The sequence below is a fragment of the Pseudomonas guariconensis genome (genome assembly GCF_015680235.1).
In the GTDB taxonomy this organism is placed as follows: Bacteria; Pseudomonadota; Gammaproteobacteria; order Pseudomonadales; family Pseudomonadaceae; genus Aquipseudomonas; species Aquipseudomonas guariconensis_A.
Window position 1 is genome coordinate 67,139 of sequence record NZ_JADLJL010000013.1, and the last position, 14,645, is coordinate 81,783.

Genomic DNA, 14,645 nt, shown 5'->3' on the forward strand with positions numbered 1-14,645 from the left:
ACATTTTCAGCGAACGGCTTCCAGTTCGTGGCCGCAAGCCAGGCAGTGGCTCAGCCATTCACCCAGGAACAGGTTGAGCTGGGCCTTCTCGTCCGGCTGGTGCATCGCCGCGTTGGGGTACGGGTAGATGCTGCGCAGGCGCCGGGTGTGCTCGGCGCTGACCACCTCGGCCATGCGCGCGTCGTGATACACCTGCACCTCCAAGTGCGGCACCGGTAGCCACGGCAGGCTGTGCTCCTGGCGCACCCGAAGGGTAGTGGTGTAGGGGCAGGCCAGCAGCACATCGAGCACCAGCACGCCGAGCATCTGGTCGCCCTGGGTCATGCCGATGCGGCGCGAGCTTTGGGTGGTGCGCATGTCAGGCAACAGGCGCATCAGCCGGGCATAGTTGGCCTCGCAGGCGGCCTGCAGCCCGGCCAGGTCGACCCGGTAGCGCTCGCGCAACAGGTTCACTTCCACATACCTCGCACTTCATCGCGGTTCAGCGCCAGCCATTGCAGGCCGATGATGGTCGCGGCGTTGCAGATGCGCCCGTCGCGCACGGCCTGCAAGGCATCCTCGAAGGCCCAGACGCGTACGCGGATGTCCTCGCCCTCCTCCTCCAGGCCGTGAAGCCCGCCGGCGCCCTCGCTGCTGCAACGCCCCAGGAACAGGTGAACATATTCATCGCTGCCGCCCGGCGACGGGAAATAGCGGGTCATCGGCCACAGCGCGCTGAACGCAAGGCCCGCTTCTTCTTCAGCTTCGCGGTGGGCGACTTCCTCGGGCTGCTCGTCCTTGTCGATCAACCCGGCGACCATCTCGATCAGCCAGGGGTTTTCCACCTTGCCCATGGCACCGACGCGGAACTGCTCGATCAGCACCACCTCGTCGCGCAGCGGGTCGTACGGCAGTACGCAGACCGCGTCGTGGCGCACGAACAGTTCGCGGCTGATCTCACGGCCCAGACCGCCGACGAACAGTTCGTGACGCAGGCGCACTTTGTCGAGCCGGTAGAAGCCCTGGAAGCAGTTGGCCCGTTCGACGATCTCGACCGCCTTGGGTTGCGAATTCAACGTGTCTGACATGGAAATCCTCGTTACCTCGTTTACCGCATCGCGCCATCCTACTCTGCGTACCGCCGTGTTTCACCCCTTTCCGGCGACCGTTGAGGCAACCGGGACAGAGCCTCTCTACTCTGTTAGCTTAGTGGCGAACCGACGGCTTCGCCGACGGTCAAAGGCCGACTCCCTTTGTTCTGCAAGGATCATCATGACGCTTGTCAAACTGACTTCCGTGGCCGTGCTGGCAATGGCCCTGGGCGCCTGCCAGAGCTTGTTCGAGCCCAACTACCGGGCCCCGCTCGAGGTCAAGCGCGACGCCTGGGAACACGTCAAGCCCGGTTGCAGCGAGAGCGACTGCCCACTGGTGAACATCGACACCATCCACTTCCCGGCCCTGCCCAAGCTCGACGCCATCGTCGAAAAACGCCTGTTGCAGTTGACCGAGGACAACCAGCACAGCGGCGCGCCCACCTCGCTGCAGGCCTACGAGCAGCAGTACTTGGCCAGCGCCGAGAAGCGCAACAGCAGCTACCTGCAGGCCAAGGTACGCGAGCAGCATGACGGGCTGGTGATCATCGAGCTGTCCAGCTACCTGGACAGCGGCGGCGCCCACGGCATGCCCGGGCGCGGTTTCATCAACTATTCACGCAAGCTGGACAAGGTCCTGACCCTGCAGGACATGCTCCTGCCCGGCCAGGAAGACACCTTCTGGAAGACCGTGGAAGAGTCCCACCGTGCCTGGATGATCAGCACCGGCATGGACAAGGACCCGGAGTTCATCAAGACCTGGCCGTTCCGCAAGTCCCCCCATGTGGCCCTGACCTACGGCGCGGTCGTGGTCAAGTACGAGGTCTATGCCATCGCGCCCTATTCCATGGGCCACATCGAGCTGAAGATCCCCTACCCACGCCTGAACGGCGTGCTCAGGCCTGAGCTGTTTCCCGGCCGCGGCTGAGGCTCAGCAGGCCGTGCAGCCCCCCTGCCAGCAGCAGTGCCGGCAGGGTCGCCCCCAACTCCGGCGCGACATTCGCCATCAGGTGATACGCCGCCACGCCCACTGCCCAGGCCAGCAGTGCCTGCCAGTGTAGCCCGGCCACCAGCGTCGGCATCTGCCGCCGACGAACGACGAAGTGGTCCATCAGCACCACGCCGAACAGCGGCGCGAACACCGAGCCGATCAGCAGCAGGAAGTTCTGATACTGGGCCAGCGGCGCCAACAGGGCGACCAGGGTGCACAGCACGCCGATGGCCAGAGCCAGGTGCTCGACCTTCAAGTGCACCAGCAGGCCGGTAGACACCGCCGCCGAGTGGATGTCGGCGAAGGCGTTTTCCGACTCGTCCAGCAGGATGAGCAACAGCGGGATACCTAGCCCGGCACCGGCCAGGGCCAGCAGCAGGGCATTGACTTCACCACTGGGCGCGAAGGCCAGGGTGTAGGCCACGCCCAGGCTCATCAGCCAGGCATTACCGATGAAGAAGCCCAGTGCCGTGCCGCCGAATACACGGCCGGCGCGCTGGCCGAACCGCGAATAATCGGCGATCAACGGCAGCCACGACAGCGGCATGGCGATGACGATGTCGAAGCCCACCGCCAGCGACATCGAGCCATCGCCGGCGCGCTGCCACAACCCGGCCAGATCGGCCTTGGCGAACAGGTTCCAGGTCAGCCACAGGCAGGCGCCGAGCAGCAGCCAGATCCCCCACTTGCGCAGCACCTTGCGCACGAAGGCCAGCGGCCCGCTGACGGCGAGCAGGGTGGCCAGGGCGCCGAAGCACAAGGTCCAGAGCACCGGGCTGGTCCAGGCGCTGCCTTCGCCGAAGGCGCGGGCGCCCAGCAGGCTGGCGGCGTCACGCATGACGATGATCTCGAACGAGCCCCAACCGACCAGTTGCAGCAGGTTGAGCAGCGCCGGCAGGCGCGCGCCCTGGCGGCCCAGGCTGAGCCGCAGCGTGGCCATGGCCGACAGGCCCGTGTCGCTGCCGATCACCCCGGCGGCGGCCAACAGCAGCACGCCGACCGCCGTGCCCAGGACGATCGCCAGGATCGCTCCCGCCAAGCCCAGGCCCGGCGCCAGCAGCGCGCCGACCTGCAGGACCATCAGGCCGATGCCGAGGGAGAACCAGAGGGAAAACAGGTCGCGAGCGCCGAACTGGCGCTGGCTGTGGGGGACCGGGTGGTCCGGGGAGAAGTGGCTGGGTGTGCTCATGATGGCGCTCGCCGGGGTGTTATTGGTGTTCTTGGCGAGGACTGCGTCCTCGTTTCGCGGCACAAGGCCGCTCCTACAAGAGACCGCGCAGGACCTGAACCTTGCGCTGCCCCTGTAGGAGCGGCCTTGTGCCGCGAAAGGGCCGCGAAGCGGCCCCTCAACCGTCTTAGACTTTCTTGTACAGCTGGCTACCTTCCTGGCGGAAGCGTTCGGCCTGCTCGCGCATGCCTTCCTCCACCGAGACATCGGTCGCCTCGATACGCTGGTTGGCAGCGTATTCGCGCACTTCCTGGGTGATCTTCATCGAGCAGAACTTCGGCCCGCACATCGAGCAGAAGTGCGCCACCTTGGCCGACTCCTTGGGCAAGGTCTCGTCGTGGAAGGCACGGGCGGTGTCTGGGTCCAGGCCAAGGTTGAACTGGTCTTCCCAGCGGAACTCGAAGCGCGCCTTGGACAACGCGTTGTCGCGGATCTGCGCGCCCGGGTGGCCTTTGGCAAGGTCGGCGGCATGCGCGGCGATCTTGTAGGTGATGATGCCGGTCTTGACGTCGTCCTTGTTCGGCAGTCCCAGGTGCTCCTTGGGCGTCACGTAGCAAAGCATGGCGCAGCCGAACCAGCCGATCATCGCCGCACCGATGCCGGAGGTGATGTGGTCGTAGCCCGGCGCGATGTCGGTGGTCAGTGGGCCGAGGGTGTAGAACGGCGCCTCGTCGCAGCACTCGAGCTGCTTGTCCATGTTCTCCTTGATCAGCTGCATCGGCACGTGGCCGGGGCCCTCGATCATGCACTGCACGTCATGCTTCCAGGCGATCTTGGTCAGCTCGCCCAAGGTCTCCAGCTCACCGAACTGGGCCGCATCGTTGGCGTCGGCGATCGAGCCCGGGCGCAGGCCGTCGCCCAGCGAGAAGCTGACGTCGTAGGCCTTCATGATTTCGCAGATCTCGTCGAAATGCGTGTACAGGAAGTTTTCCTTGTGATGCGCAAGGCACCACTTGGCCATGATCGAGCCGCCGCGGCTGACGATGCCGGTCACGCGCTTGGCGGTCAGCGGCACGTAGCGCAGCAGCACACCTGCGTGGATGGTGAAGTAGTCCACCCCCTGCTCGGCCTGTTCGATCAGGGTGTCGCGGAACAACTCCCAAGTCAGGTCCTCGGCGATGCCGCCGACCTTCTCCAGGGCCTGGTAGATCGGCACGGTACCGATCGGCACCGGCGAGTTGCGGATGATCCACTCGCGGGTCTCGTGGATGTGCTTGCCGGTGGACAGGTCCATGACCGTGTCCGAACCCCAGCGAATGCCCCAGGTCAGCTTGGCCACTTCTTCCTCGATGGAAGAGCCCAGGGCGCTGTTGCCGATGTTGCCGTTGATCTTCACCAGGAAGTTGCGGCCGATGATCATCGGCTCCAGTTCCGGGTGGTTGATGTTGGCCGGAATGATCGCACGACCACGGGCGATCTCTTCACGGACGAACTCGGGCGTGATTTCCTTCGGGATGCTGGCACCGAAGCTGTGGCCGGCGTGCTGCTGGTCGAGCAGGCCGGCGGCGCGGGCTTCCTGCAGCTTCATGTTTTCGCGGATGGCGACGTATTCCATCTCGGCGGTGATGATGCCCTGGCGCGCGTAGTGCATCTGGGTAACGTTGGCACCGGGCTTGGCGCGGCGCGGGTTGCGCACGTGTGCGAAGCGCAGCTTGGCCAGGTCGGCATCGTTCAGGCGCTGCTGGCCGAAGTTCGAGCTCAGGCCGTCCAGGCGCACGGTATCGCCACGGGCCTCGATCCACGCCGAACGGACGTCGCCCAGGCCCTTGCGCACGTCGATGACGACGTTCGGGTCGGTGTATGGCCCGGAAGTGTCATAGACCAGCACCGGGGCGTTCTGCTCGCCGCCAAAATCGGTAGGGGTGTCGTGCAGGCTGATTTCACGCATGGGCACGCGGATGTCGGGGCGCGAACCTTCGACATAGACCTTGCGCGAACGGGGGAACGGTTGCACGGACTGCTGGTCGACTTGCGCCGACTCGCTGAGGTGGATCGATTTTTCTTGTTTGCTCATCACAGGCTCTCCAGACAGCGTGGAATGTCGGGGAGAACCTGAAGGAGGCGCGGAATGCACCTGGAACGGTGCTGGTGCCGGATACACGGAGGTGCCTTGAGCGTGAGCTACGACAATCCCGGACCTGGCACAAGATCTCGCCGGGAAAGCGAGCAATCTTGTTCCCTACGCAGGCGCTAACCTGATCAGGTTCAACGGGATCCGGAACTATCCGATCTCAGCCTTCGATTCAAGGCACCCCGACAAGAACATGCGCAGTCTAGACTCAAGTGGCCGGCAAAGCCAAGCGGGTAGATGCCGGGATGATGAAAGGCGTCGCGGAGATTGTGGCCGGATGCGCGTGGTACTAGACTGGCCCCTCATTCAATACTCACCAGTTCAGTAATTAATTTCGTACAAGGATTGCCCTATGCTGCGCAAACTCTCACTGGCGATTGCCGTGTCTTGTGCGTCCAACGGAGTGGTCTGGGCAGCGGATGTGCCCACGACGGTGAAGACCGACCTGATCAGCGTCTACCAGGAAGCGGTCGACAACAACGCCGACCTGGCCGCCGCCCGCGCCGACTACGGCGCACGCCGCGAAGTAGTCCCCCAGGCCCGCGCCGGGCTGCTGCCGAACCTGTCGGCCGGCGCCGAGATGATGAACACCCGCACCAAGTTCGACGAGCCTTCGGTCACCTCCAACCGCAGCGGCAATTCATGGAACGCGACCCTGGCGCAGCCGATCTTCCGCGCCGACCGCTGGTTCCAGTTGCAGGCAGCCGAGGCAGTCAATGAACAAGCGGCCCTCGAGCTGTCCGCGACCGAGCAGAACCTGATCCTGCAAACCGCGGAGAACTATTTCTCAGTACTGCGTGCCCAGGACAACCTGGCCTCGACCAAGGCCGAGGAAGCGGCGTTCAAGCGCCAGCTGGACCAGTCCAACGAACGCTTCGACGTTGGTCTCTCGGACAAGACCGACGTACTGCAGTCCCAGGCCAGCTACGATACCGCCCGGGCCAACCGGATCATTGCCGAGCGCCAGGTCCAGGACGCTTTCGAGGCCCTGGTGACCTTGACCAACCGCGAATACGGTTCGCTCCAGGGGGTGGTCCACACCCTACCGGTGCAGGTGCCGACGCCCAACGACGCCAAGGCTTGGGTCGAGACCGCAGCGCGGCAGAACCTCAACCTACTGGCCACCAACCATGCCGTCACCGCCGCCGAGGAAACCCTGCGCCAACGCAAGGCCGGCCACGCGCCGACCCTGGATGCGGTGGCCCGCTACCAGAAGGGCGACAACGACAGCCTGGGCTTCTCCAACCCGCAGCCCGGCGTGCGCTACAGTGGCGACGTCGAGCAGACCAGCATCGGCCTGCAGCTGAACATTCCGATCTACAGCGGCGGCCTGACCAGCTCCCAGGTACGCGAGGCCTACCAGCGCCTGAGCCAGAGCGAGCAGCAACGCGAGAGCCTGCGCCGCCAAGTGGTGGAAAACACCCGCAACCTGCACCGGGCGGTGAACACCGACGTGGAGCAGGTGCAGGCACGCAAGCAGTCGATCATTTCCAACCAGAGCGCCCTGGAGGCCACCGAGATCGGCTACCAGGTCGGTACCCGCAACATCGTCGACGTGCTCGACGCCCAGCGCCAGCTGTACACCTCGGTGCGCGACTACAACAACAGCCGCTACGACTACATCCTCGACAACCTGCGCCTGAAACAGGCCGCCGGCACCCTCAGCCCGCAGGATCTGCAGGACCTGGGGCGCTACCTGAAGGCCGACTACAACCCCGACAAAGACTTCCTGCCGCCAGACCTGGCTGCGGCAGCGGCCAAGAACTTCGAACGCAGGCCTTGAGATTGGCGGCGCTTTGCGCCCCTATCGCGGGACCGGATGGGATGGCGTCACAGCGGACCTGTGGGAGCGGGCTTGTCCCGCGATTGGGCTGCACAGCAGCCCCCAGCATCCACTTACGTCAACAGCCTCCCCAGCCCATCCAACAGCCGCTGCAAAGCCCCCTGGTTGGCCAGCATCACCGCCCTGCCCGCCTCGCCCATGCGCCGGGCATCCTGGGGCAACTCGACCAGCCGACGTACCGCCCCGGCCAAGCCGCTGGCATCGTCCACTTCCTGCAACGCCCCCGCCTCGCGCAGCATCGCGCTGATTTCCAGGAAGTTGAACACGTGCGGGCCCGTGAGTACCGGCAACGCCAGTGCCGCCGGCTCCAGCGGGTTATGCCCACCGGTGGGCACCAGGCTGCCGCCGACAAAGGCAATGTCGGCCAGGGCATAGAGGAACAACAGCTCACCCATGGTATCGCCGAGCAAGACCTGGGTCTGAGCTTCTACCGGCACGCCGGAAGAACGTCGCACGGTGGCGAACTGCGCTTGGCACAGGCCATGCACCGCATCGAACCGCTCGGGATGGCGCGGCACCAACACCAACAGCGCATCGCCATGAGCCTGTAGCAGTTGCCGGTGGGCCTCGAGGATCAATGCATCCTCACCCTCGTGGGTACTGGCCGCGATCCATACCGGGCGCTCGCCGGCCCCCCAGCGCTCACGCAGATCACGGGCACGCGGCTGAAGCTGCGCGTCGATCTTCAGGTCGAACTTGATCGAGCCGGTCACCTGCACGCACTCAGGCCGTGCGCCCAGGCTGCGGAAACGCTGCGCCTCGGTCTCGGTCTGCACTGCGATCAGGCTCATCTCGGCCAGCATCGGCCGGGTCAGACCGGCGAAACGCGCATAGCCACGGGCCGAACGCTCGGACAGCCGCGCATTGGCCAGGGCCACCGGAATGCCGCGCTTGGCGCACTGGTGGATGTGATTGGGCCACAGCTCGGTCTCCATGATGATGCCCAACCGCGGCCGGACATGATCGAGGAAGCGCCCCGCCGCCCAAGGCAGGTCATAAGGCAGGTAGCAATGCTGGATTCGCGGCTCGTCGGCGAACATCGCGCGGATCCGCTCCGAACCGGTGGGCGTCATGCAGGTCAGGGTGACCGGCAGGTCCGGGTAAGCCTTGAGCAAGGCGCGGATCATCGGCGCGGCAGCGATGCTTTCGCCCACCGACACCGCGTGCACCCAGATGCCGTCCCGGCGCATCGGCGCAAGCTTGCAAGCGAAGCGCTCGGCGATGCGCTGGCCGTAGGCCGGCGCCTTGCGCGCACGCAGGTACAGGCGCAGCGCAACCAGCGGCAGGCCTAGGTGGAAAAGCAGGGTATAGAGGGTTCTGTTCATGGCGACGCAGTGTACTAGGAACTGCACGAAAAGACCTGTCGGGCACCGCCTCTCAGCCGATGGCCCGCAGGTGCACAGCAAAGCGTTCGGCCAGCCACTGCGCCGCCGGCCCCAAGGGTTGGTCGCGGCGCCAGGCCAGTTCGACGACCAGCGCAGGCGGGCGCCACTCGCTGTCGAGTTCGACCATCTGCGCCTGGTAGGTCGGGTACTGCACCACATGCCGTGGCAGCCAGGCCCAGCCCAGCCCGCGCATCAGCAGCTCGGCCATGGCATAAAAGCTGTCGGCGCGCCACACCTGCGGGCTGATCGCCTCGCCCCCGGGGTAGCCGCTTTGCTGCGGTGTGATCAATAACTGCCGGTGACGAGCCAACTGCTGGCGAGTCACCTTCCGCTCGCCCGCCAGCGGATGGTCCACGGCACATACGGTGACCATCTCCACGCTGCCCAGGGCGCGGCGCTCCAACGACGCGGGAATGCGCTCGTGATGAAAGAACAACCCCAGGTCGGCGCGACGCTCCACCAGCTTGCGCGCCACGTCGCCCTGGGCGCCGCTGGCCACCTGTACTTCCAGGAAGGGGAAACGGCTGGCCAGCTCGTCGAGGCTGTCGATCACCGGCTGGTAGGGCATGGCCTCATCCTGGGCCACGCGCAACAAGGCTTCCTGGCCACGCATCAGAGCCAGGGCCCGGCCATCCAGGCGCTCGCACTGGCGCAGCAATTCTCGCGCATCCTCGAGCAGGGCCGCCCCGCTTTCGGTCAGCCGCGGCTGGCGGCCGCTGCTGCGCTCGAACAAGGTCACGCCCAGGTCCGCCTCCAGCAGCGCGATGGCATTGCTGACCGCCGACTGTGCCTTGTGCTGCTCCCGGGCGACAGCGGAAAACGAGCGCAGCTCGGTGACCCGCAAGAAGGTGCGCAGTTGGTCGAGATCCCACTGTTGGGCCATGCAACCTATCTCCATAGCAGATAGGTAATGACTTTACCCCATCCGACGAAAGTCTAGAATGCCCACCCAGCAACGGAGGACCCCGATCATGAATGCCTACACCTACCTGGCCATCGCCATCTGCGCCGAAGTCATCGCCACCGCTTCCATGAAGGCGGTCAAGGGCTTGAGCACGCCATTGCCGCTGCTGCTGATGGTCTGGGGCTATGCCGTGGCGTTCTGGATGCTGACCCTGGTGGTGCGCAGCATTCCGGTGGGCATCGCCTACGCTATCTGGTCGGGCCTGGGTATCGTGCTGATCAGCGTCGCCGCTCTGGTGATCTATGGGCAGAAACTGGATGTGCCGGCCATGCTGGGGATGGCCATGATCGTCGGTGGCGTGGTGGTGATCCAGCTGTTCTCCAAGACGGCCGGCCACTGACTGGCATCGGCTTTATCGTCGCTGCAGCCCTATCGCCGGGCAAGCCCGCGCCTACACGGGATCAGCGCAGCCCGGAAGGGCTGGGTGATCTCCCACAGGAACGGAGCCGTTGCTTGTGGGAGCCGGCTTGCCGGCGATGAGGCCCGCACGCGTCCACAGCCTGTATACTGGGCAACTGTCCCAGTTCTAGAGGTGCTCGCATGCCATCTGCCATTTCCACTGACGTGCTGATCGTCGGCGCCGGGGTCGCTGGCCTCTGGCTCAACGCAAGGTTGCGGCGCCTGGGGTATTCGACGGTGCTGGTGGAACGCGCAAGCCTCGGTGGCGAGCAGACCATCAAGTCCCAGGGCATCATCCATGGTGGTACCAAGTATGCCCTGCATGGGGCCTTGACCGGTGCCTCCGAGGCCATCGCCGACATGCCGCGCCGCTGGCGCGAGGCGTTGGCCGGCAATGGCGAACTCGACCTGGGCAAGACGCGCCTGCTGTCCGAGGCCCACTACCTGTGGTCCCCCGGCACCCTGGCGGGCAACCTCACCAGCTTCTTCGCCAGCAAGGCCGTGCGTGGCCGGGTCGACCAGGTCAAGGGCGAGCAACTGCCCCCTGCCCTGCAGGATCGCGCCTTCAAGGGCAAGGTCTATCGCCTGGCCGAGCTGGTCGTCGACGTGCCGAGCCTGCTCGCCAACCTGGCCGAACTGGCCGGTGACAGCCTGCTGGCCGGCGAACGCATCGAGCCGCTGCGCGAGGGCGACGAACTGCTCGGCCTGCGCGTGGATGGCCGTGAGATACGCGCCCAGCGTATCGTGCTCAGTGCCGGTGCCGGCACCGAAGCCCTGCTCCAGGCGCTGGGGCTGGAGCAGCCGGCCATGCAGCGCCGACCGCTGCACATGGTCATGGCCAAGGGGCCGAACCTCAAGCCGCTGTATGCCCACTGCCTGGGCGGCGGGCCCAAGCCGCGTGTCACCGTCACCACCCACCCGGCCCACGATGGCCAATGGGTCTGGTACCTCGGTGGCGACCTGGCCGAGGCCGACGGCGTGGCACGCGAACCTGCCGAGCAGATCGCCGCGGCGCAGAAGGAGATCGCCAGCCTGCTGCCTTGGGTCGACCAGGGCCAGGTGCGCTGGGCCACCTTGCGGGTCGATCGCGCCGAACCCGCGCAATCCGGGTTGATCCGCCCGGACAACGCCTTCCTCGCAGAGCAGCATCGCCTGCTGGTGGGCTGGCCGACCAAGCTGGCCCTGGCGCCCGACTTCGCCGACCGCGTGCTGGCGAGCCTGGAGCGCGACGGTATCCGCCCCGCCGCGCAACCTGACCTTGCCGACCTGCCTCGTCCCGCCCTCGGCGTACCTGCCTGGGAGCGACTGCTGCCATGAGCCTGCCGACCCTGCACGATTTCCTGCGGCCGCTGGGCAGCACCGGCCTGAAGGTCTCCCCGCTGGGCCTGGGCACGGTCAAGCTCGGCCGCGATCAGGGCGTCAAATACCCCAATGGCTTCACCATCCCAGGCGATGACGAAGCGCGCCTGCTGCTGGCCCAGGCCCGCGAGCTGGGCATCAACCTGATCGACACCGCGCCGGCCTACGGTCGCAGCGAGGAACGCCTGGGCCCCTTGCTGCGCGGCCAGCGCGACCACTGGGTGATCGTCAGTAAGGTGGGCGAGGAATTCGACAATGGCCAGTCGCACTTCGACTTCAGTGCCGCCCATACCCGCCGGTCGGTGGAGCGCAGCCTGCGCCGTCTGGAAACCGACCACATCGAACTGGTGCTGGTGCATTCCGACGGCAATGACGTGCAGATCCTGGAGCAACAAGGCGTCTACCAGACCCTCGCCGAACTCAAGCAGGAGGGCAAGATCCTCGGTTACGGGCTGTCCGGCAAGACCGTGGCGGGTGGGCTGAAGGCCCTGGAACAAGGCGATTGCGCCATGGTCACCTACAACCTCAACGAGCAGGCGGAGCGCCCGGTACTGGACTACGCTGCCGAACACGGCAAGGCCATCCTGGTGAAGAAGGCCTTGGCCAGCGGGCATATCTGCCTGGCACCAGGGGTCGATCCGGTGCAGGCCAGCTTCGAGCTGCTGTTCGCCCACCCTGGGGTGAGCAGTGCTATCGTCGGCACCATCAACCCGTTGCACCTGGCCCATAACGTGGCCACCGTCGCCCGAATCCTGGGCCAGCCTTGAGTCGCCCTGGCGGGCGCCCAACGCAAGGAGGAGCCTCGTGCCGCGAACGCTGATCCGCAAGAACCCGAGCAACTTCAAGACCCTGCCGCTGCACGTCGAAGCCACACCCGACGGCCTGACCTACCAGAGCATCGGGATGCCATTGAACTTCGGTCAGGTCCAGCAGCGCCGCAAGGCCATCGTGCTGGCAGACCACGAGCGTTTCGTGGTCGAGCTGGCCAACCTGGGGGTTTCGGTGCGTCTGACGCTGCACTGGCAAAACCGCGACTATTGGGTGCTGGTGCGTCAGCGCCGGCAGGACCGCGGCGATGTGGTGCTCAAGCTGATCTCAGGCTACGTGCCCGCCCAGGAGATCAACCTGCCGCTGCATACCGCCATCCAGGAAGTGGCCGAGGAATGCCTGCTGGAAACCCCGGAGGGCTGGCTCGGCGGGCGCTTCAACGACACTTGGCTGCCCGCGCCTTATGCCGACGCGCTACATTACCGCGAAGCCCTGCCGTTCGTGCTAACGCCCGAGTCCGGCGCGGCGCGCCCGGTGCATTGCGGCAACTTGATGCTGCTGGAACGGCCCCGTGCCTATGTGCACTTGCCCACCGCGTCGTTGCAGCTGATCTACGACCTGCGCCTGCAGGTGCCCCGGGAAGCCAAGTCGCTCAGCCTGTTCCATGTGGACGAGCGGCTCGAAGGCGACCAGCTGGTAGCACGGCTCAACCGCAAGCGGCCGGACCTGTACCTGATGCCACTGGTCGATGGCCAGCCAACCGCCGAGCTTTATACCTTGAAGAAGGACGAACTGGTGCTGGCCAGCACCCGTGGCCTATACCTGGCCGAGAGCTTTGCTCGACAAGACGGCTGGGTGGTCGGGGATGAGCGAATTCGCTGGAAGGACTGGATCAGGCAGCAGGGCCTGGAGGAACACCGGCTGGAGCCGGCCTCTCACCTGCAGCGCTTCGGCGACAAGGCGCGGGCGCTGCTGCAACGAGCGTTGCACAAGTAGGGTCGGGCTGCAGCGCAGACCATCGCCGGCAAGCCGGCCCCCACAGGTACCGCGGCGCCTCTGAAAGCAGCGCAGGGCAGGTGGGAGCCGGTTTGCCGGCGATAGGCTCGGCCTCAGTTCTTGCGGATCTTCTCGACGATCGCCGTGGTCGAGCTGTTCTCCACCAGCCCCAGCACCTTCACGGTGCCGCCATAGGCCTTGACGATATCGGCGCCGACCACCTGGTCGATACCGTAGTCCCCACCTTTTACAAGCACATCTGGCTTGACCTGGCTGAGCAGGTTCTCTGGCGTGCCTTCGGGGAAGCTGATGACCCAGTCCACCGCGCCCAGGCCTGCCAGCACGGCCATGCGCCGATCGACGCTGTTGATCGGCCGGCCAGGGCCCTTGAGGCGGCTGACCGAGGCATCGTCGTTGACCGCCACGATCAGGCGGTCGCCCTGGGCACGCGCCTGCTCCAGATAGGTCACGTGGCCTGCGTGGAGGATGTCGAAGCAACCATTGGTGAAAACGATCTTCTCGTTGTGCGCCCGGGCATCATCGATCGCCAGCAGCAGTTGATCGAGGGTCAGCACACCGCGTTCGGAGCCTTCTTCGCGCTGGATCGCACGGCGCAGTTCAGGGGCACTGATGGCCGCCGTACCCAGCTTGCCGACCACGATGCCGGCCGCGAGGTTGGCCAGGGCCACCGCGTGGGGCAGATCCTCGCCGGCTGCGATGGCCGCAGCCAGGGTGGATATGACGGTATCGCCGGCACCGGTGACGTCGAACACTTCACGGGCCCGCGCCGGCAGGTGCAGCGCCGGGTGGCCGGTGCGCAGCAGGGTCATGCCATGCTCGCCACGGGTCACCAGCAGTGCGCCCAGGTCGAGCTCCTGTAGCAATTGCAGGCCCTTGGCGACCAGTTCGCCCTCATCGGCGCAGCGACCGACGATGGTCTCGAACTCGCTGAGGTTCGGGGTGATCAGGCTGGCGCCGCGGTAGATGGAGAAATCCTTGCCCTTGGGGTCGGCCAGAACCGGGATGCCCTTGGCTCGCGCGGCCTCGATCAGGCTCTGGTGATTCTTGAGCGCACCCTTGCCGTAGTCCGACAGCACCAGCACCTTGGTGCCTTCGAGCAGGTCATCGACCTCCTCGCCCAGCGACAGCGGGTCGGTGGCGAACGGCTCTTCGAAATCGATGCGCAGCAACTGTTGGTGACGGCTCATGACCCGCAGCTTGACGATGGTCGGCTGGTGGGCGATGCGCTGGAACACCGAGCGCACACCCGCTGCGTGCAGGCTGTTGGCGAGGCTATCGGCGGCCTCGTCCTGGCCGGTCACGCCAACCAGCGAAGCCGGCGCGCCCAGGGCGGCGATGTTCAATGCGACGTTGGCCGCGCCACCGGGGCGATCCTCGATCTGCTCGACCTTGACCACCGGCACCGGGGCTTCGGGAGAAATCCGCGAGGTACCGCCATGCCAGTAGCGGTCGAGCATGACATCGCCGACCACCAGAACCGGGGCTTGATCGAAACGCGGCATGGACAACTTCATGGGCAACCCATATGAAAATAATGAACAGGGGCAGGA

Annotated in this window: 13 protein-coding genes and 1 riboswitch; of the genes, 6 read left to right on the forward strand and 7 right to left on the reverse strand. The window is 65.8% G+C overall.

Annotated elements, in window-relative coordinates; genetic code table 11:
- Positions 1-6: 6 nt before the first annotated feature.
- Both IRZ56_RS11690 and IRZ56_RS11695 read right to left on the reverse strand, forming a co-directional pair.
- Entirely contained in the window at positions 7-459 is a 453-nt protein-coding gene (locus tag IRZ56_RS11690; RefSeq protein ID WP_084854129.1) for a DUF1249 domain-containing protein, read from the reverse strand.
- Positions 450-1,067: an NUDIX domain-containing protein gene (locus IRZ56_RS11695; RefSeq protein WP_196145078.1), complete on the reverse strand. Its 618-nt coding sequence runs from the start codon at positions 1,065-1,067 to the stop codon at positions 450-452. The genes IRZ56_RS11690 and IRZ56_RS11695 overlap by 10 nt, the downstream gene beginning before the upstream one ends.
- Before the next feature lie 184 nt (positions 1,068-1,251).
- Between IRZ56_RS11695 and IRZ56_RS11700 the strand changes: the two genes are divergently transcribed.
- Positions 1,252-1,998 (forward strand): RsiV family protein, encoded by a 747-nt coding sequence (locus tag IRZ56_RS11700; protein ID WP_196145079.1) that lies wholly within the window; start codon positions 1,252-1,254, stop codon positions 1,996-1,998.
- Here the strand turns inward: IRZ56_RS11700 and cytX are convergent.
- The gene (gene cytX / locus IRZ56_RS11705) at positions 1,967-3,250 is read right to left on the reverse strand and encodes a putative hydroxymethylpyrimidine transporter CytX (protein ID WP_196145080.1); all 1,284 of its coding nucleotides are present in this window, start codon (positions 3,248-3,250) and stop codon (positions 1,967-1,969) included. The two genes, IRZ56_RS11700 and cytX, sit on opposite strands and share 32 nt — an antisense overlap.
- A gap of 166 nt (positions 3,251-3,416) precedes the next feature.
- Positions 3,417-5,303, reverse strand: coding sequence for a phosphomethylpyrimidine synthase ThiC (thiC, locus tag IRZ56_RS11710; RefSeq protein WP_196145081.1), 1,887 nt, complete (start codon positions 5,301-5,303; stop codon positions 3,417-3,419).
- A gap of 145 nt (positions 5,304-5,448) precedes the next feature.
- Positions 5,449-5,555, reverse strand: a riboswitch (TPP riboswitch).
- A gap of 157 nt (positions 5,556-5,712) precedes the next feature.
- Between thiC and IRZ56_RS11715 the strand changes: the two genes are divergently transcribed.
- The gene (locus IRZ56_RS11715) at positions 5,713-7,143 is read left to right on the forward strand and encodes a TolC family outer membrane protein (RefSeq protein WP_196145082.1); all 1,431 of its coding nucleotides are present in this window, start codon (positions 5,713-5,715) and stop codon (positions 7,141-7,143) included.
- Between the two features lie 113 nt (positions 7,144-7,256).
- Here the strand turns inward: IRZ56_RS11715 and waaA are convergent, their stop codons facing one another.
- The gene (waaA, locus tag IRZ56_RS11720; protein ID WP_196145113.1) at positions 7,257-8,528 is read right to left on the reverse strand and encodes a lipid IV(A) 3-deoxy-D-manno-octulosonic acid transferase; all 1,272 of its coding nucleotides are present in this window, start codon (positions 8,526-8,528) and stop codon (positions 7,257-7,259) included.
- A gap of 52 nt (positions 8,529-8,580) precedes the next feature.
- On the reverse strand, positions 8,581-9,471 hold the full coding sequence (locus tag IRZ56_RS11725; protein WP_196145083.1) for a LysR family transcriptional regulator: 891 nt from the start codon (positions 9,469-9,471) through the stop codon (positions 8,581-8,583).
- 88 nt (positions 9,472-9,559) lie between these two features.
- Between IRZ56_RS11725 and IRZ56_RS11730 the strand changes: the two genes are divergently transcribed.
- The 4 genes from IRZ56_RS11730 (at position 9,560) to IRZ56_RS11745 (ending at position 13,074) form a co-directional block, all read left to right on the forward strand.
- The gene (locus IRZ56_RS11730; protein WP_196145084.1) at positions 9,560-9,892 is read left to right on the forward strand and encodes a DMT family transporter; all 333 of its coding nucleotides are present in this window, start codon (positions 9,560-9,562) and stop codon (positions 9,890-9,892) included.
- Positions 9,893-10,092: 200 nt separating this feature from the next.
- On the forward strand, positions 10,093-11,268 hold the full coding sequence (locus tag IRZ56_RS11735; protein ID WP_196145085.1) for an NAD(P)/FAD-dependent oxidoreductase: 1,176 nt from the start codon (positions 10,093-10,095) through the stop codon (positions 11,266-11,268).
- Positions 11,265-12,077, forward strand: coding sequence for an aldo/keto reductase (locus tag IRZ56_RS11740; RefSeq protein WP_196145086.1), 813 nt, complete (start codon positions 11,265-11,267; stop codon positions 12,075-12,077). Before IRZ56_RS11735 ends, IRZ56_RS11740 begins: the two co-directional genes overlap by 4 nt.
- A 37-nt stretch (positions 12,078-12,114) precedes the next feature.
- Positions 12,115-13,074: a metal ABC transporter ATPase gene (locus tag IRZ56_RS11745; protein ID WP_196145087.1), complete on the forward strand. Its 960-nt coding sequence runs from the start codon at positions 12,115-12,117 to the stop codon at positions 13,072-13,074.
- 113 nt (positions 13,075-13,187) lie between these two features.
- Here the strand turns inward: IRZ56_RS11745 and hldE are convergent, their stop codons facing one another.
- Entirely contained in the window at positions 13,188-14,609 is a 1,422-nt protein-coding gene (gene hldE / locus IRZ56_RS11750) for a bifunctional D-glycero-beta-D-manno-heptose-7-phosphate kinase/D-glycero-beta-D-manno-heptose 1-phosphate adenylyltransferase HldE (protein ID WP_196145088.1), read from the reverse strand.
- Between the last annotated feature and the right edge of the window lie 36 nt (positions 14,610-14,645).